This is a genomic window from Aliikangiella coralliicola, from assembly GCF_007004725.1.
Lineage (GTDB): Bacteria > Pseudomonadota > Gammaproteobacteria > Enterobacterales > Kangiellaceae > Aliikangiella > Aliikangiella coralliicola.
In genome coordinates this window covers 323,567-340,863 of sequence record NZ_ML660161.1, presented here as the reverse complement: position 1 = coordinate 340,863, position 17,297 = coordinate 323,567, and the positions used below count along the sequence as shown (strand labels likewise).

At 42.5% G+C, this 17,297-nt stretch carries 15 protein-coding genes; 7 read left to right on the top strand and 8 right to left on the bottom strand.

What is annotated here, in order from left to right:
- Positions 1–13: 13 nt before the first annotated feature.
- A complete protein-coding gene (locus tag FLL46_RS04425; RefSeq protein ID WP_246119262.1) occupies positions 14–775 on the bottom strand; it encodes an SDR family NAD(P)-dependent oxidoreductase in 762 nt (253 codons plus the stop codon).
- Between the two features lie 149 nt (positions 776–924).
- Between FLL46_RS04425 and FLL46_RS04420 the strand changes: the two genes are divergently transcribed.
- Both FLL46_RS04420 and FLL46_RS04415 read left to right on the top strand, forming a co-directional pair.
- Positions 925–1,749 (top strand): symmetrical bis(5'-nucleosyl)-tetraphosphatase, encoded by an 825-nt coding sequence (locus FLL46_RS04420; protein ID WP_142892253.1) that lies wholly within the window; start codon positions 925–927, stop codon positions 1,747–1,749.
- Positions 1,750–1,874: 125 nt separating this feature from the next.
- A complete protein-coding gene (locus tag FLL46_RS04415; RefSeq protein WP_142892251.1) occupies positions 1,875–2,951 on the top strand; it encodes a patatin-like phospholipase family protein in 1,077 nt (358 codons plus the stop codon).
- A 135-nt stretch (positions 2,952–3,086) separates the two neighbouring features.
- Here the strand turns inward: FLL46_RS04415 and FLL46_RS04410 are convergent, their stop codons facing one another.
- Positions 3,087–3,626, bottom strand: coding sequence for a Spy/CpxP family protein refolding chaperone (locus FLL46_RS04410; RefSeq protein WP_142892250.1), 540 nt, complete (start codon positions 3,624–3,626; stop codon positions 3,087–3,089).
- 303 nt (positions 3,627–3,929) lie between these two features.
- Here FLL46_RS04410 and FLL46_RS04405 point away from each other — a divergent pair, with 303 nt between their 5' ends.
- Positions 3,930–4,640 carry a response regulator transcription factor gene (locus FLL46_RS04405; RefSeq protein WP_142892248.1) on the top strand — a complete coding sequence of 237 codons (711 nt, stop codon included), beginning with the start codon at positions 3,930–3,932 and terminating at the stop codon, positions 4,638–4,640.
- Positions 4,641–4,659: 19 nt separating this feature from the next.
- Complete coding sequence (locus FLL46_RS04400; RefSeq protein WP_142892247.1) at positions 4,660–6,123, top strand: sensor histidine kinase; 1,464 nt, start codon at positions 4,660–4,662, stop codon at positions 6,121–6,123.
- Positions 6,124–6,154: 31 nt separating this feature from the next.
- On the opposite strand, the gene coq7 is transcribed toward FLL46_RS04400, so the two are convergent.
- Entirely contained in the window at positions 6,155–6,793 is a 639-nt protein-coding gene (gene coq7 / locus FLL46_RS04395) for a 2-polyprenyl-3-methyl-6-methoxy-1,4-benzoquinone monooxygenase (protein WP_142892246.1), read from the bottom strand.
- A gap of 208 nt (positions 6,794–7,001) precedes the next feature.
- Here coq7 and FLL46_RS04390 point away from each other — a divergent pair, with 208 nt between their 5' ends.
- Complete coding sequence (locus tag FLL46_RS04390; RefSeq protein WP_142892244.1) at positions 7,002–8,489, top strand: AAA family ATPase; 1,488 nt, start codon at positions 7,002–7,004, stop codon at positions 8,487–8,489.
- 99 nt (positions 8,490–8,588) lie between these two features.
- Here the strand turns inward: FLL46_RS04390 and FLL46_RS04385 are convergent, their stop codons facing one another.
- Both FLL46_RS04385 and FLL46_RS04380 read right to left on the bottom strand, forming a co-directional pair.
- Positions 8,589–9,011 (bottom strand): Hsp20/alpha crystallin family protein, encoded by a 423-nt coding sequence (locus tag FLL46_RS04385; protein ID WP_142892242.1) that lies wholly within the window; start codon positions 9,009–9,011, stop codon positions 8,589–8,591.
- A 141-nt stretch (positions 9,012–9,152) separates the two neighbouring features.
- A complete protein-coding gene (locus FLL46_RS04380; protein ID WP_142892241.1) occupies positions 9,153–10,019 on the bottom strand; it encodes an alpha/beta hydrolase family protein in 867 nt (288 codons plus the stop codon).
- A gap of 302 nt (positions 10,020–10,321) precedes the next feature.
- Here FLL46_RS04380 and rpmE point away from each other — a divergent pair, with 302 nt between their 5' ends.
- A complete protein-coding gene (rpmE, locus tag FLL46_RS04375; RefSeq protein ID WP_142892577.1) occupies positions 10,322–10,537 on the top strand; it encodes a 50S ribosomal protein L31 in 216 nt (71 codons plus the stop codon).
- Between the two features lie 132 nt (positions 10,538–10,669).
- On the opposite strand, the gene FLL46_RS04370 is transcribed toward rpmE, so the two are convergent.
- Complete coding sequence (locus tag FLL46_RS04370; RefSeq protein WP_142892239.1) at positions 10,670–12,379, bottom strand: NAD-dependent malic enzyme; 1,710 nt, start codon at positions 12,377–12,379, stop codon at positions 10,670–10,672.
- Positions 12,380–12,789: 410 nt separating this feature from the next.
- Between FLL46_RS04370 and priA the strand changes: the two genes are divergently transcribed.
- The gene (priA, locus tag FLL46_RS04365) at positions 12,790–15,054 is read left to right on the top strand and encodes a primosomal protein N' (RefSeq protein ID WP_168204045.1); all 2,265 of its coding nucleotides are present in this window, start codon (positions 12,790–12,792) and stop codon (positions 15,052–15,054) included.
- 96 nt (positions 15,055–15,150) lie between these two features.
- On the opposite strand, the gene FLL46_RS04360 is transcribed toward priA, so the two are convergent.
- Both FLL46_RS04360 and can read right to left on the bottom strand, forming a co-directional pair.
- The gene (locus FLL46_RS04360; RefSeq protein WP_142892236.1) at positions 15,151–15,855 is read right to left on the bottom strand and encodes a helix-turn-helix domain-containing protein; all 705 of its coding nucleotides are present in this window, start codon (positions 15,853–15,855) and stop codon (positions 15,151–15,153) included.
- Positions 15,856–16,089: 234 nt separating this feature from the next.
- A complete protein-coding gene (gene can, locus FLL46_RS04355) occupies positions 16,090–16,731 on the bottom strand; it encodes a carbonate dehydratase (RefSeq protein ID WP_142892235.1) in 642 nt (213 codons plus the stop codon).
- Positions 16,732–17,297: the final 566 nt, after the last annotated feature.

Sequence of the window (17,297 nt, the reverse complement as noted above, 5' to 3'; positions counted from 1 at the left end):
CTTGCTCAAGCGCTTACCGACTAATATTTAATGGCGAAAAAGACTGACAAGTCGGCATAATTTCAATTCGGTTGATATTCACATGGGATGGCAAACTCGCACTCCAGAAAATACTTTCAGCGATATCTTCTGCCGATAAAGGTTCTAGCCCCTGGTAAATAGAATCTGCTTTTTCCTGATCACCGTGAAATCGCACCACCGAGAATTCAGTTTCTGCTAATCCTGGTTCGATATTGGTTACCCGTATTCCAGTGCCTGCAAGATCAGCTCGCAAATTCAAACTAAATTGCGCAACAAACGCCTTACTTGCGCCATAGGTATTACCGCCGGGATAAGCATATGTACCAGCAATTGAGCCGAGGTTGATAATATGGCCTTTTTTCTTTTCAACCATCTGCGGCAGCAACGCCCGCGTCATAAATATCAGACCTTTAATATTGGTATCGACCATGACTTGCCAATCGTCGTGCAAAGCTTTATCTGCAGATTCCAAACCAAGAGCAAGTCCTGCATTATTAACTAATAGATCAATTGAAATACCTTGCTGATCCAAAAATTGAGCAAATTCATCAATTTGTTGTTGCTCACAAACATCAAGCTGTTTGACATAACAATATTGCTCGCCAACTTCTTGTTGCAATTCCGATAGCTTTTCAGCCCGACGCGCTAGCGCGATGACGTTCCAGCCGTTTGCCACAAACTTGATGACACTCGCTCGCCCAAACCCCGAGCTTGCTCCAGTAATTACAGCAATTTTTCTGTTATTCTCAAACATATAACTCATCCAATGATTTCGTATCGTTTTAGTTTTTGGGTAACCCAGCTTGCCAACATAAATTCAATAAGCTTTTAGGCCAACCGATAAAATTGAGGTAAACTCAGCAAATCTTATAATTTGAACTTATCTATCAGGTTTTCAGATTTATGGCGACTTATGCCATTGGTGACATTCAGGGATGTTACCAGACTTTGCAAAAGCTTCTCAACAGGATTAATTTTGACCCCAAAGACGATACATTATGGCTTGCGGGTGACTTAATCAACCGTGGCAAAGATTCTCTCGCCACACTAGAGTTTATTTATCGCTATAAAGAAAATATTCGCTGCGTGCTCGGCAATCATGATTTACACTTTTTGGCGGTGGAGTCAGGTGCCCACCAACCGCGCCGCAAAGACACTTTCACCGACATACTTTCGTGCGAGAATCGTCACCTGTTAGCCGATTGGTTAAAACAACAACCCTTGTTTCATTATGATAAATCGCTCAATTTTGCCATGGTACATGCTGGGATACCGGTTAGCTGGTCGTTACAACAATGTCTGGCATATTCACAAGAAGTCAGCGATTTTATCCAGTCAACAGAGTCTCAGTCATTCTTTCAGGCAATGTATGGCGACCATCCCAATCAGTGGGATGAGCAATTAACAGGCCTTGACCGACTCAGATACATTACCAATGCCCTCACCCGAATGCGCTTCTGCTACGCTGACGGCGCACTTGAGCTCACCAACAAACTAGCGCCAGGTCAGCAAGCTTCGGAATTACAGCCGTGGTTTTCTTCAAAAAGGTGGTCTCAAAATGACGAGTCACAAAACTTTAGTCTCATTTTCGGTCACTGGGCATCTCTGGAAGGAAAGTGTCAACAAACCGGCCTTTATGCACTGGACACAGGTTGTGTTTGGGGGCAGTATTTAACGGCTTTAAGGCTCGAAGATAAAACTTTGTTTCAGGTAAAATCAATCGAATAGAAAACCTTAATTGTGGTTAATATAATTAATCTAAGTTCGGGATCATTAATCATGGCGCTTGCTCACTCGGCATAAAGCCGATTAAATAAGCGCTATATCCAAATCGACTTTTGTGCCAATTTTTTATGTCAACATCAATCAGTGTTTACGCAGGATCAAAAGCTTTAAAACAGATTCAGTCCGACGGCATAAGCCAGCAGCAATTTGAAGTTCTCGCGGGCGCTTCAGGTGGACCTAAATGGTTTACTTTATTCGGTCTGGATTGTTACTTATTTGGTGAGTTTTTCACTAATCGAAAAGAACCAATTCACACCATTGGTTCCTCGGCCGGTTCCTGGCGGCTAGCCTGTTTCGCCCAGGAAGATCCAGTAGGCGCGATTAAGCGCCTTGCCCATTACTATTCCAACGAAACTTATTCCACAAAACCTGACGCCGATGAAATCAGTAGTAAAGCTATTCAAATGCTCGATAAAGTCTTAGGAACAACTGGCGAAGAAGAAATCGCCAACAGCCAATTGGTGCAAAGCCATTTTATCGTCGCTAAAGCAAAAGGCCTCAATCGTTCGGAGAACCGCTTTATTCAAATGTCTGGGCTAGTAAGCGCAGCGGCAGCTAACATGATTTCTCGCAGTAAAATCAGTCAATATTTTGACCGCTATGTCTTTCACACTCACAATCAATATTTCGACCAGAGCTTTTTCAAATTCGACGATATGCCAACGCACTTCGTTAATTTGTCTACCCAAAATATTCATCAAGTGCTTATCGCATCCGGCGCGATACCACTCGTGCTAAGAGGCGTTGGCGAAATACCGGGAGCGCCCGACGGCGTTTACCGTGACGGTGGAATTATTGACTATCATCTCGATCTTAACTTTAATACCGAAAAACTGGTTCTCTACCCACACTTTTTTCCATCAATCAAACCAGGCTGGTTTGATAAGAAACTCAAAAAACGTAATGCCAGTCATCAAAATTACGAAAATGTTGTCCTTATCACGCCATCACCTCAACACGTTGCATCTTTGCCGTATCAGAAAATATCTGATCGCACTGACTTTGAAAAGATGGATGAAAAAAGTAGAATTCAATACTGGCAAAAAGTGTTAGACGAAAGTCACAAAATGGCCGATGATTTTAAGCAAATGGTAGAGCAAGGGATTGGGTTGAATTCAATTATTCCAATAGAAAATATTCTCTAACTTAGCAAGCACATTATTTAATATCTTATCGCGACTGAAAGCGGACTTAGGTGGCAGAAAATAAACAGTCAATCACCTTTCAGCCACGACAAGATAGCCGGGGACAACACCGTTTTGCAAATAGGTTATTGACAACTATCTGCGATAACCAAAACGCTCTCTCATGCGCTCCTGACGCTTAGCTTTCATCTCATCCAGCTGCGCCTTTTGTTCGTCTGTTAGTAACGCTATGGCCTGCTTCTTTAAATTTGCAAATAAAATTAATTGGTCAGCTTTTTGTGCCGCAATTGTTGTGCTTAAACTCTTTACCGCAGCTTCGTCAATTGTTTCAGCCATTAGTAGTGCTTTCATTTCCTTTTTCAAGGAACGCATCGCTTCGCGACCGGCCTGAATCGTTTCTTTATTGCTGTTCTTAAGTGATTTTAATGCGCTCTTTTGCTCGTCGGACAAATCCAGGTGTGAAAAGGCATGTCGAAGTCCACGTAAGCCAAAGCCGGGACCATGGCGGTGCATTCTCTCTTTGCTTGCATTACTTCTAAAATTATCACCGTCAAAACCGTCCCCCTCAAATTCTGGGTGTGCCTGTGCCGTCGCACTCATTAACAAACCAAATAATGCACCGACAACGGCAGACTTTTTAACTAAAACATTCTTTGACACTAATCGATTAAACATAGTTATTTCCTCATTAACACCGATATTTCAAAATTAACCGAGATCTTTTGTGATAACGGCAGCAATTAGTGAATTTTGCATCTTGCGGATTTCACCAGACAAGACCGATGATTAATCTTCAACATATTGAATTAAATCAACTCACTGGCATCCAGTTTAGCGGCTTCAATGCAAAGTGGCGTCAGTAGAATGTAAAGTTTATGTAAAGACCGGTAACAGAAATCTCAGGATCATTTCAACTATGTTAAACTTAAAGTAAATGCAGCGTTCCTAAGCAGATATTTCAGAGAGTTTAGATTTACCATGATTAAGTTATTAATTGTCGACGATGATATTGAACTATGTCAGCTTCTCCAGGATTATTTATCTCAAGAAGGCTTTTTTGTCGACACGGTGCATAACGGACTTGAAGCGATAAAACAGGTTAATCAAATTAACTATGACCTTCTTATTTTAGACGTTATGATGCCGCAAAAAAATGGCTTCGAAACGCTAACTGAGATACGCCAAGATTCGCAACTTCCAGTCATCATGCTAACCGCGAGAGGAGAAAAAGTTGACCGGATTGTCGGGCTGGAAATGGGGGCCGATGATTATGTTGCCAAACCCTGTGATCCACGGGAGTTAGTCGCAAGAATACGCGCAGTCACCCGCAGAACTCAGCATCAAGTCAACTCGAACAACAACGGCGAAAATAAGCTTATTAATCATGTTTCGTTAGACCAGGCCAACCGTCAGGTCACCAAAGATGGTCAAGCCGTTGAACTAACCTCAACCGAATTTGATTTACTCAAACTACTGATGGAAAACGCAGGTAAACTGGTTACCAGGGAAACAATAAGCGAAACCTGCCTGGGTAAAAAACTGCAGCCATTCGACCGCAGCATTGATATGCATTTAAGCAATGTGCGTAAAAAACTCGGTGACTTTGCGAAAGGAAAACCACGTATCAAAACCATTCGTGGTAACGGTTACCAGTACTTAATCTGGTCCGAGCAACAACCTGAGCAATAATGAGTGTTAAAGAGTCATAATGAATCAATCAGTCACCAGCGACGATAGTAACCCTTCTCAAGCTTCGGCCAGCACTAACAATTCAGTGAGTACCGCAGGTGCCGGCAAAAATACAGCTTCAAAAAAACGGTTTCGAATTTCACTTTTCTGGAAAATTTTGGGATGGTTTTGGCTCAGTATGGTCATTATCATCACCATTAATCTTTTTGTCGGTTATATTAACGGTGGAAAAATTCATTACCGTCCGTTACCTCCACCCTTAGAAAATGAACTACGAAAAATAACTAACAAAACACAAAACTTGTTTGATGGTTTCAGACGGATTAACCGCTCCCCCAGGAAGCGTCAATGGGAGATTTATCTACTCGACGAACAAGGTCAGGAATTTTCAAATAAAACATATCCTGAATTATTAGCAGACTTACATAGTCGCGTTCGTCGCCATAAACAACCATTAGTTGCATTTCAACGCAAACAAGCCTTTTTTGGCGGCAGTCTTATTCAGATCAAAGAGAAAAACTACTGGCTCTACTCTCGTCAAAGAGCACCATTGATAAACCGCCACCTGGTTGAGAGCTTCTTTCGCGACATTGCCAAAAGCATACTTTTCTCTATTTTTATTCTGAGCTTCCCCGTTAGCTTTTTGCTTTCCTGGTTGATCACCGGTCCAATCCGTCGTTTACAGCAAACCACTCGAAAAATGCGCCATGATCTGAGTAACCGCGAAGATCTTGAAAAGCTAATGCGACGTCGAGACGAGTTTGGAGAATTAGCGACTGATTTCGACAATTTGGCGAACCATCTTTCGCACACATTAGATTCACAAAAACAATTATTGAGCGATGTTTCTCATGAACTTCGCTCACCGCTCGCTCGATTGAAAATCGCGCTAGGAATGGCGGAAAACCAGGCAACCAGCGCAACCCAAGATAACCTTTCCCGAATTAAATTAGAATGTGATCGAATGAACGATATGCTGAGTAACCTGCTGACGTTATCCAAGCTGGAAGCACAAGAAATGAGCTCAGAAAAAGAGACTTTCGATCTATGCCAGATTTTTCAAACGGTTATTGAAGACGGCCGATTTGAAGCGGAGCAGTCTAACACAGAAATTCAGGTGGATATTCCAGCCCTCTGTCAATTTCACGGCGTCAAAGATCCGCTCATTAGCGGTATCGAAAATATCTTACGTAACGCGATCCGCTACGCAGGAGACAATGGCCTTATAAAATGCAGTCTTCACCAACAAAACGATTCAATCACGCTGAGCATCAGTGATAATGGTCCCGGTGTTCCCCAAGCACAGCTCGACAAAATTTTTGACGCCTTTTATCGGCCTGATCTGGATAGAGCGCGAAATAGTGGTGGTGTCGGGCTAGGGCTATCTATTGCCAAACGCTCATTTGCATTGAATGGTGGCGTAATCTCAGCAGAAAACTTAGAGCCGAGTGGGCTGAAGGTTACCGTTAAATTTTCAACATAACGCGTAATTTGCGACCATTACATCTCGAGAATTAAACGTAATAGACTGTTGATGTCATCACTTTTGACATCAAACCCATCATTTTTTTGACTGGCCCTGGTAACTCGGCACCGCCAGCCGCCAATGCTGCGGTCGCATGTTCTAATTCATCTTCGCGCATTTGTATCAAAATGGCGCGACTCTCGTGATCATTACTCGGCAGTTTCTGTAAATGGTCATCCAGATGTCTTACTACCTGATGCTCTGTTTCTGCGACAAAGCCTAAACTCCATTTATCACCGACAGCGCCGGCAATTGCACCGATTGCAAATGAGCCCGCATACCAAACCGGGTTAAACCAACTGGTGTGGCTGTCTAGTTGTTTAAGTCGACCGGCACACCATTCCAGATGATCATTTTCTTCAGCAGCCGCCTGTTCCATTTTCTCGCGCACTTCAGGTAGCCGAGCTGTTAATGCTTGCCCCTGGTAAAGCGCCTGGGCACAAACTTCACCACAATGGTTAATTCTCATCAATCCAGCAGAATGTTTTGCGTCTTCGGTCGTTAGTTCACCAGCATCTGATTGGCTGACCGGTTTTTCCCTGGGCGTCGTTTGGTAACCACCTGCCAGCGTTTTTAACGCATTATCGGCAAGCATTATGACTTTATCAGCTAAGTTAAGATGGCGCATTGGCTAGACACTCGAAAAAATAAGATTACAATAGTTAGGTTTTGCAATAGGTCACTTTCTCAGTAACCATAAAGAATGGCATTGCAAACTCAGATATTGGCAAATAGCGATACTTTTTAGTAGCGCGATTCGACAAAGACAGTCTATTTTAAAGAATTGACTGTCGAAAACCAAATGGAAACGATTTAACAATTAAAGTAAATGAGATATGAGCGGTAAAACTGACTTTAATGACTTAAACCTGTTAATCAAATCAGGGAACCCGATAATTACTATCGAAACTCACGAAGAATTAAGAGCACTCAACCTTCTGGGTGAAATTGCTAATTTCCTCAATAAACCTTTGTTCGGCTGGGACCATGTGGATGGCATGAGACGTACCGACCTGTCTCACGATTTAGCTGAAATCGAAAACACGCAAGACCCGTTAGAAGCCCTGGCCCAGATAAAAGCTTCCAATCGTTCGTGTATTTTTGCGCTCTGTGATTTTCACCCACACTTTGAAGATGCCCCTAAAATTGTCAGGCTACTCAAAGAAATTGCCCAAAATCATACCAATGTGAATCACAACATCGTCTTTATTTCTCATTCCATTGATTTGCCGGCAGAGGTAAAACGCTATTCAGCCAGTTTTCAATTGTCGTTACCCAATGAACAGCAGTTAGAACAATTAATTCGACAAGAAGCGAAAAAGTGGTCGCAAGCTCACCAGGGACAAAAAGTCAAAACTGACAATGCGACTTTAAAAAAACTGGTAAGAAACTTAACCGGAATGACTTACGCAGACGCACGCACTTTAATCCGCAATGTGATTGGCGATGGCGCTATTACTGAAGCAGAGCTTCCCGCCATTAATAAAGCCAAGTTCGAGCTTCTGGACATGGATGGCGTACTAAGTTTTGAATATGAGACCTCGAAATTTAGCGAAGTCGGCGGGTTAAAAAACCTCAAGAGTTGGTTACAGCATAGAGAGCATGTGTTTTTAGATAGAGACATTCCATTAGACCCACCAAAAGGGTTAATGTTAGTCGGTGTTCAAGGCGGTGGAAAAAGCCTGGCGGCAAAGTCAGTCGCCGGTATGTGGGGATTGCCGTTACTTCGCCTGGACTTCGGCGCACTCTACAACAAATATCATGGCGAAACCGAAAAAAACCTGCGTGAATCACTTAAAATGGCGGAGTTAATGTCTCCCAGCGTTTTATGGCTAGATGAAATTGAAAAAGGCGTTTCCAGCGGCGACAGCGATGGCGGCACTTCGCAACGCGTACTAGCAACATTACTCACCTGGATGGCTGAAAAGCAAAAACAGGTGTTTATTGTCGCAACGGCTAATGATATTTCTCGCCTGCCGCCTGAATTAATGCGAAAAGGACGGTTGGACGAAATATTTTTTGTCGACTTACCAGACTTCGAGTCTCGCATTGAAATTTTTGCGATCCATATTAAGCGAAGAGATCAGGATACTGCCAAGATCAGGTTAGCGGAATTGGCCAAGGCCAGCGAAGGTTTTACCGGATCTGAAATAGAGCAAGCGGTGGTATCAGCACTTTACCGTGCATACGCCGAAAAGAAATTACTTTCCACTGACGCTATTCTTGAAGCGGTAAAACAGACTCGACCATTATCTGTTGTGATGGCCGAAAAAGTTCAAGGGTTAAGAGACTGGGCAAAAGACAGAACGGTGATGGCAAACTAGTCACCCCCAACTTGTTCAGATCCTATTTATCTCACCAGTCTGACAAAAAAACTTGATTTGTGATTATAAAAAAAGCCGGTAATAACTACCGGCTTTTTGTTAGTGAATTTCAATTTTTTTGAGTTTCTCTTTCGGCTCATGCTTAGGCAATGTCAGGTACAAAATACCATCTTTACTTTCCGCCTTAATACTTTCTTCGCTAACATTTTCTGGCAATGAAAAGCTTCTTGAAAAACTGCCGTAAAAAGTTTCAACACGATGATGTTTTTCATCGGTAATTTCAGACTTACGCTCTCCACTTATTGTCAAAATATTTTTATCGATTTGAACTTGAATATCATCTTTTGGAACGCCTGCAAGTTCAGCTTTTATAAGAAAGCTTTTGTCGCTTTCAACAATATCAACACTTGGCTTCCAGTCTGCTGACAAAGGGTTTTCTTTACCTTGATTAGCCAAAGAACGGTTATAAGCATTAAACCAGGAATCCAATTCTCTAAATGGATTAAAACGTATCATAGTCATGATGAATCTCCTCAGTATTCAGTCTGTTTCTCATTGAATTTTCTGAGCAAAATCTTAAACCGGTTCAAGTGTTTCGCTGCTGCTGATTTCTATATGGTGGTGGTGGAAAATAATTCAAGGGCGAACAACAAAATTTTTGGTTCATTTTTTATTTTGCTGAGAAGATAACCATTCAATCACTCGGTTAATAATCGGTTCCGGCTCTTTCATCCAATTGAAATGGCCAAGAGAATTTTTCTCAAAATCTTTTGCTTCCAGATGATGATAAGTCACTTGGCCATTAGTCAATTTTTTTCCGAGATTTTTAGCCGACGCAGGCGGCGCGAGGATGTCATCATCAATGGTAATCATCATGGCATTTTTATTCAGCCGGCCGCTAAGACTTTCAAAGTCATGGGAGCAACCTTCAACGTAATATCGGCCGGTTGCCACTGATTTTTCCCAATCACTGATCAACTGACGTGCTTCTCTTCCGGCAAATCCGAGCTTTCGTCCTGGAAAATATCCCACACTCAAAGCCACCGCTCGCATCGCTTTTGAGACAAACCACAAGCCCCAATTGGTTGGAAATTCCCACGCTTTATAAAATGGCAATCCTGATGCAATTCCAATCAGACCGCTAATTTCTTCAGGCTTTAGGCTCATGTAAAGCAATCCCAGTTGACCGCCAAGAGAATGCCCTAACAAATAGATTGGGTTTTGTGGGTAGTGCTGCCGAATAAAATCTATCGCTACCGGCAAATCCAGACTTAATATCTCCCGATAACCAAAATTAACTTTGCGCGAAGCTCTTACACTACTGGTATCGATCCCTCGCCACTCAAAAATAGCACTAGTAATACCTTGATTGTTAAGGCTTTCAGCCAGAAGTGAGTACTTGCGCGCAGGAACGCCCATTGCGGGCAGGCACAATACTATCGGCTGCCGCGGCTCAGCAGGTTTTTTGGTGAGCGACAGGTCGAAATGAACGCCGTCGGCGCTGCTAAGTTGATGAGTTAAAATAGACATTCATTATTTTAATTGTTGATTGCAATAACTCGGTATTCTAGAGTAAAACAGCAACTCATCCAACCAGTTGCTACTTTATTTGGCTAAGCGGTGAGTTGGTGATAATTCTGTTTCGCTCATTCAAGCTAGCCAAACAACAGACAGGACATGATCTCCACAAGAGAAACACTTGCATTATAGGGACTTGATCGGTAAGATCCGCCGTCCCATTAAATGGTGTATGGTATTTGACCACGTTGCTAGCGAAGACTAAATGCTGGTGAGGGGCTCAAATGGCGATGCACAAACAGTTGAGTAAAATCATGAAACAAGATATTCATCCAAATTACGAAACCATCACTGCAACTTGCAGTTGTGGTAACAAAGTTGAAGTCGGTTCAACTTTATGCAAAGACATCAACCTGGACGTCTGTTCAGCTTGCCACCCTTTTTACACTGGTAAGCAAAAAATGGTTGATACTGGTGGTCGTGTTGACAGATTCCGTAAGCGTTTCGGTGCACGTTCACTCTCAAAATAAGCTCTATTTGCTCAAACGAATAAATAGGACTGAAAAAAAAGACGCTTTACAGCGTCTTTTTTTATGCCCGATTGATTTAGCTAAATCCTTCAGGCATAAGTCATAGCGACTAATTCCAAATTTGAAAACTGCCTAAAAAGAAGTCCGTCGATAGTCACGGTATTCCGGTAACCAGAAACTCTGCTCAACAGCTCGCTCAAGCACTTCTCGGTCAACTTTGGTGGCAACCCCCTGCTCCATAGCTTTTAATCCAACCTGAACCGCGATATAGCGACTTACCTCACGAATTTCACACAAATCAGGCAATAACGTATCCCCAGTTCCCTTAACTAGCGGAGAACAAGCGGCAAGTGCGTCACTTGAGGTCATAAACATTTCTTCAGTCACACGAGTTGCGCCACTGGCAATTACGCCAAGACCAACGCCAGGGAAAATGTAGCTATTATTGCACTGAGCAATTGGATAAGACTTATCTTGATAAGATACCGGGTCAAATGGGCTGCCTGTTGCAACAATAGCATTACCCTCAGTCCATTCAATAACATCTGACGGTAGCGCTTCAACTTTAGAAGTAGGATTCGATAGCGGCAAAACAATAGGCTTCGGGCAAGAAGCATACATCGTTTTAATGACCTCTTCGCTCATCAATCCTGCCACACCAGATACACCGATCAAGATAGTCGGCTTACTTTCGCGCACCAAATCAAGCAGGCTAATATTCTGTACATTACTGCTCCAGCCGCCAACTTCAGCTTTAGCTTTTGCAAATTTTTGCTGGAAATCACGTAGTGGCATATCGTCGGTTAGTAATCCCTTACTACTAGTAAGGTAGACCTGACTGATGGCTTGTTCTTCGCTGATACCGTCTTCTTTCATATGCGCCACTATCTGCTCTGCAATTCCACAACCGGCAGAGCCAGCTCCCACAAATACGACTCGGTGGTCTTTCAACTGGGTTCCCTGAGCATGGCATGCTGCTAGCAATGTCCCCACAGTAACTGCGGCTGTTCCCTGAATATCGTCGTTGAAGCAGCAAAGTTGATCCTGGTATTTTTTTAACAATGGAGTTGCGTTAGCCTGCGCGAAATCCTCAAATTGAATTAGTGCATTGGGCCAGCGTCTTCTGACTCCCTGGATAAACTGATCAACAAACTCAAAATACTCATCACCAGAGATACGTTTCTGTCGCCACCCCATATAAATTGGGTCATCTAGCAGTTCCTGGTTATTTGTGCCGACATCTAATACCACCGGTAAAGTATAGGCAGGGCTAATGCCGCCGCACGCAGAGTAAAGCGCCAGTTTCCCAATCGGAATTCCCATGCCACCGATCCCCTGATCACCCAAACCTAAAATCCTCTCACTATCGGTCACCACAATCACTTTGACATTTTGCTTGGTGGCGTTTTGCAGCATATCATCAATTCTGTCGCGGTCCGGATAGGAGATAAAAAGTCCCCGCTTACGGCGATAAATCTGTGAAAACTTCTGACAGGCTAAACCAACGGTCGGCGTATAAATAATCGGCATCATTTCTTCAAGATGATCGTTGATCAATTTGAAGTAGAGCGTTTCATTGGTGTCTTGAATATTTCTCAGGTAAATGTGTTTGTCGAGATCATTATTAAACTGAGAATATTGTTGGTAAGCGCGTTGTGATTGCTCTTCGATGGTTTCAATCGTTGCAGGCAACAAACCTTCCAGGTTGAACGCACGCTTTTCTTCAACAGAAAAGGCACTACCTTTATTTAATAAAGGCGTTTCCAGCAACACCGGACCTGCATAACGAATATACAGGGGTCTTTTTTTCTCGCTTTGGCCGGTCGAACTTGAATTAGTCATATTGGTCTCAGTCGAATTTGAGTCGATTTGATTTGAATTGGTCATAGTAAAGTTTTTTATGAATGGTCCGTAAGAATTATCTTAATTAATAGGTGATCGATATTAGATGTTCTAATAATGGTCTTGTTTGGCGGTATTATTTCAAGAATTAGTTACCAGGATTTGATGATTGAATTCTAGTCTATCGCATTCACATAAACAAAGTTATTCGCAATAAATTAGACTGACATAACCAGATTTTATGATACAGGTTAACCATTCAGATGTTCCTCCAGTGTTCAGCACATAATTGCACTACCATATAATAATCAACCAAAGTAATTTTCATCGTTTGACTTGTTAAATAGGCAGGCTTCACTCACAATGTCTCGTCCATGTCTTTCATTCAATAAAACCAATAAGGCTAAATAGTGGCAGGTATTGAAGCGCCGCAATTACCACTTTCTTCCGAAAACTACTGCATTGTTAAAGTTGCAGTACCGGTGCCACTGCGTCGTGTATTTGATTACCTGCTTCCAGAAAATTATCCGATCACACCACAACCGGGAATGCGGGTTCAAATCCCTTTTGGCCGCACGACTAAAATCGGCATTATCGATGAAGTTGAATCCCTTGATCATTCCGACCTCGATACTCAGCTGGAAAAACTGAAGCCGATTACGCAAATTCTGGATGACTCTCCTTTGATCACCGAATCATTGATATCGTTGTACCGATGGATGGGCCAGTACTACCACGCACCTTTTGGCGAAATCTGGCAGACGTTGCTACCAACCGCATTACTCAAGGGGAAACCGGCAAAGTTGTCTCGAAGTAGCCGTTGGACTATTACCGATATTGGTCGTGAATCACTCGAGTCCGGTAAATTAGCGAAATCGGCAGTGAAACAAAAACTGATTCTTGAGCAGTTGATTAAAAACCCGACAGGCATTGCCCACGACAAAATTAAAGATTTTGATATTCCCTACAGCAGCCTGAAAAACCTCGCCGGAAAAAAATGGGTTTCACGGGACTACATAACTGACAATGACAAAAACATAGCATCTCAAGTTAATTTGCCGTCCGACATTCAGTTAAATGATGAACAGCTGTCGGCGATTGAAACGGTTTCACAACACTTAGATCGATATACCGCTTTTTTACTGTTTGGCGTGACAGCCTCAGGCAAAACGGAAGTTTACCTGCGACTGATCCAACAAGTCATTGAACAACAGCGTCAGGCGCTGGTGCTTGTTCCGGAAATCGGTCTGACGCCACAAACCTTGCGCCGGTTTGAACAACGCTTTAATGTCAGCGTCGTCACTCTCCACTCAGGAATGAGCGAACAACAACGCTTACAAAGCTGGTTAAAAGCCAAAAATGGTGAAGCAAAAATTATTATCGGTACACGATCAGCATTATTTGCGCCGCTGAAAAACCCAGGCATCATTATTATTGACGAAGAACACGATCTCTCGTTTCGTCAGCAGCAAGGATTTCGCTATTCTGCGCGAGATGTCGCCATGGTCCGCGCTAATCTGGAAAAGATCCCGGTTTTGCTTGGTAGCGCATCACCGTCTCTGGAAAGTTTGAGTAATGTTTCCAAAGGTAAAATCAAGCAAATTGAACTCACACAAAAAGCGCAAAACACAGCGTCACTAAAATACCGTGTTATCGACCTGAAAAATCAACCGATGAACCAGGGATTATCCGCTGATCTGATAAAGTCGATTAAACAGCATCTTCAACAAAAAGGGCAGGTTTTACTTTTTCTCAACCGCCGTGGTTATGCCCCGGTTTTGCTATGTCATCAGTGTGGTTGGAGTAGCAGCTGCCAAAGATGCGATACCCATTACACCTATCATCATCAAAACGATTATTTGCAATGCCACCACTGTGGTTCAAGCCGCAAAGCGCCTCACCAATGTCCGCAATGCCAATGTGACCAAATGGTTCCTGTCGGGCTCGGTACTGAACGCTTAACTGAAAGTATCAAACATTTATTTCCAGATGCTAAAACCGCACGCATTGATAGAGATACCACCAGACGAAAATCGGCAATGCAAGATTTCGTCAGTTCAGTAAAAGCAGGAGAAATTGATATTCTGGTTGGCACCCAGATGCTGGCGAAAGGTCATCATTTTCCTGACGTAACACTGGTAGCTCTGATTGATATGGATGGTGCTTTATACAGCGCTGATTTTAGAGCACCTGAATATGCTGCCCAATTAATCACCCAGGTCTCTGGCAGAGCTGGGCGAGCGGACAAGCCTGGTGAAGTCCTTATTCAAACTCACCACGCTGAACATTCAATGTTGCATCAGATTATTCATTCAGGCTACGGAGAATTCGCAAATTCTGCGCTCAATGAGCGTGTTGAAGCAGAATTACCACCACACACTTTTTTAGCGATGTTTCAGGCCGAATCGCCGCAAATGGCGCACGTTAAGTACTTTTTAGCCGACGTTAAACAAATTTTGGACAGGTATAGCAATCTAAAAGTCGAGTTGCTTGGTCCAGCGCCGGCAGTTTACGTCAAAAAAGCCGGTAAATTTCGATACCAGCTTTTCTTGCAAACCAGCAGTAGAAATCAATTACACCAGTTATTAGAACTGACTCTTGGCGATATTGAAAAATTGAAAAGCGCCAGCCGGGTGCGGTGGCGCGTTGAGATAGATCCTGTAGGGGATTCTTAACAATCAAAATAATATTGATCCAGCAATAACCGAAGAGCCATCACTGAATTTTGCTGTGATATTTCGTTAATCGATCACAATCAAATCATTTTCAAATCAAGCTTGAGTAATTTTTCTTTCTAACACAAACCCGAAGATACCTGATAGCAAGAAAAATAGCCCCGTCACCATCAAGTAGCGGTTTTGCACTGCAGACTCTTCCTTACGAGCACGTAAACGATAGGTCCGAGATCCGCCTTCCTCCGGAACATTAAAAATTTCTCCACGGTAGCTGGAGAGTAATAAATATTTTTCGTTGAACCGCTTCCTCATTTTCATCTCGGTTTCTTGTCTGTCCACATTTTTACCAAAACCTGCGTGATAGTTATGAAATATCTCTTTAGACTCCCCGGATAACACCACGCCTTTCGAAATATACGTGTATTGGACATTGGGAAATATCAGGCCAAAATGGCTGGAAACAGCGAGAACGATGCCAACTATCGTCGATAATGCTGACAACATCAGCCAGCGTTTTCTTTGCTTCAGGTTCGTTGCTTGCCTGACTGATAAAAAATTGGCCACTTCAGGGATTTGACGCAATTGGCGATGAACCACCGCAGGGTCAATACCATCAAGTAATTCTAAAGTATCGATTTCATAGGCTTTTAAGATAAGCTGGAAAATATCAGCTGACGGTGTTGATTTTCCATTCTCTAATTTTGAAAGATATGATTGTTCAATCCCTATTGCCTCAGCTGATTGGGGCTGAGTCCACTCTTTCGACTTTCTTAATTGCCTTAATTTATCACCAAAATGCATCTTCGATTTCTCCTAGCTAACTGTTTGATTCAGCTAAATATTCTTGGAGATTCCTGAATAACTGAAAAGATGAATATCGACGAATATTAAAGCATATCAGGAATTTATCATGGGATTCTGATTGATTTGACTGAAATGTCAGCGACATTATCCTATCAAGCTTTAACAGGAGTCGAACTTCGTCGCTCCCACTTCAATCTCTTGGTGAATTAACGTCGCTGATGTAAAAGAGGGTTATTTCTGTTCCCAGAGCTGATAGATGGTCTCAGTTTCCTCAATAGAACTCGTAGTCACATCCAAGTCCTTCAATACGCCATTTTCAATGCCGTAAATAACGCCATGTACTGAAAGTTTCTGACCACTCAACCAGGCTCTTTGGACCACAGGCGTACGACAAATATTACGAACCTGTTCGATAGCATTAAGCTCACACAACAAGTCAACCTGCTCACTTTCGTTGTTCACTTGATCAAACTGCTTGTGGTTAATTCGATAAATATCTTTGATAGAGCGTAGCCAATTGTCAACGAGCCCATGCTCAGAATGTTCTAGTGCAGCTTTCACTCCGCCACAACCATAATGGCCACAAAGGATAATATCAGTCACCTTAAGCACATTAACTGCATACTCCAGGACAGACAAAATATTCAGATCCGAATGGTTAACCTGGTTAGCGATGTTTCGATGGACAAAAACCTCTCCCGGTTGTAAACCAACAATGGTATTTGCCGGAACTCGACTATCTGAGCAACCAATCCACAGATAATCCGGGTTTTGCTGCTTTGCTAGTTTATCGAAGATACCAGGGTTTGCCTGCTCAAACTGTTTCGCCCAATTTTTATTATTCTGAATTAATTGTTCTATTCTTTCGCTCATTGTCACACCGAGATTGTTAAATTGGCGTTATTTTAACCCAAAACTTAAAAATAAATCGATGGTTTTACGAAGAGGAAAGGCGGTAAATTAATACTTATTTGATACAAGACAACTTGGTGGAAAGTTGGATTTGGCTGCAAAACAGAAGAGGGCGACCGAAGTCGCCCTCATATGCTTTTTCTCTCATCCAATGAAAGAATTGCTCCCTGCTACGTCCTTGATAATCTACTCCTTGATACGAGGATCCTGTCCCGTTAATCCTTCTATTCCGACGTCATCCGTAACGCTTGATTGATAGATTACGCTCATTAGAACTTTTGACAAGCCGGTATTTACCAACTTTTTTTACCCTTTTTGTCTCACTATATTTCGCCCTGAAATAAAATTTAACAAAATCATTACCTTAGAAAATGAACTAAATACCTTCAGTAAATATCTCCGATAACGAAGTGACAATTACCGCGGAAGAAGGCAGATATTACTCACAAAGTATGTAGGAGATGTCGCACAAGAAATAAACCTGAGTTTTGGAAAATGGGATAAAACTCAATCAAAATTCTCCTACA

Coding starts and splice junctions, on each gene's coding strand:
- coq7 (WP_142892246.1), bottom strand. CDS start 6,793: ATGCGCCATCTTAACTTAGCTGATAAAGTCATAATGCTTGCCGATAAT.
- FLL46_RS04410 (WP_142892250.1), bottom strand. CDS start 3,626: ATGTTTAATCGATTAGTGTCAAAGAATGTTTTAGTTAAAAAGTCTGCC.
- FLL46_RS04380 (WP_142892241.1), bottom strand. CDS start 10,019: ATGTCTATTTTAACTCATCAACTTAGCAGCGCCGACGGCGTTCATTTC.
- FLL46_RS04385 (WP_142892242.1), bottom strand. CDS start 9,011: ATGACTATGATACGTTTTAATCCATTTAGAGAATTGGATTCCTGGTTT.
- can (WP_142892235.1), bottom strand. CDS start 16,731: ATGAGCGAAAGAATAGAACAATTAATTCAGAATAATAAAAATTGGGCG.
- rpmE (WP_142892577.1), top strand. CDS start 10,322: ATGAAACAAGATATTCATCCAAATTACGAAACCATCACTGCAACTTGC.
- FLL46_RS04360 (WP_142892236.1), bottom strand. CDS start 15,855: ATGCATTTTGGTGATAAATTAAGGCAATTAAGAAAGTCGAAAGAGTGG.
- FLL46_RS04400 (WP_142892247.1), top strand. CDS start 4,660: ATGAATCAATCAGTCACCAGCGACGATAGTAACCCTTCTCAAGCTTCG.
- FLL46_RS04370 (WP_142892239.1), bottom strand. CDS start 12,379: ATGACTAATTCAAGTTCGACCGGCCAAAGCGAGAAAAAAAGACCCCTG.
- FLL46_RS04420 (WP_142892253.1), top strand. CDS start 925: ATGGCGACTTATGCCATTGGTGACATTCAGGGATGTTACCAGACTTTG.
- FLL46_RS04405 (WP_142892248.1), top strand. CDS start 3,930: ATGATTAAGTTATTAATTGTCGACGATGATATTGAACTATGTCAGCTT.
- FLL46_RS04425 (WP_246119262.1), bottom strand. CDS start 775: ATGTTTGAGAATAACAGAAAAATTGCTGTAATTACTGGAGCAAGCTCG.
- FLL46_RS04390 (WP_142892244.1), top strand. CDS start 7,002: ATGAGCGGTAAAACTGACTTTAATGACTTAAACCTGTTAATCAAATCA.
- FLL46_RS04415 (WP_142892251.1), top strand. CDS start 1,875: ATGTCAACATCAATCAGTGTTTACGCAGGATCAAAAGCTTTAAAACAG.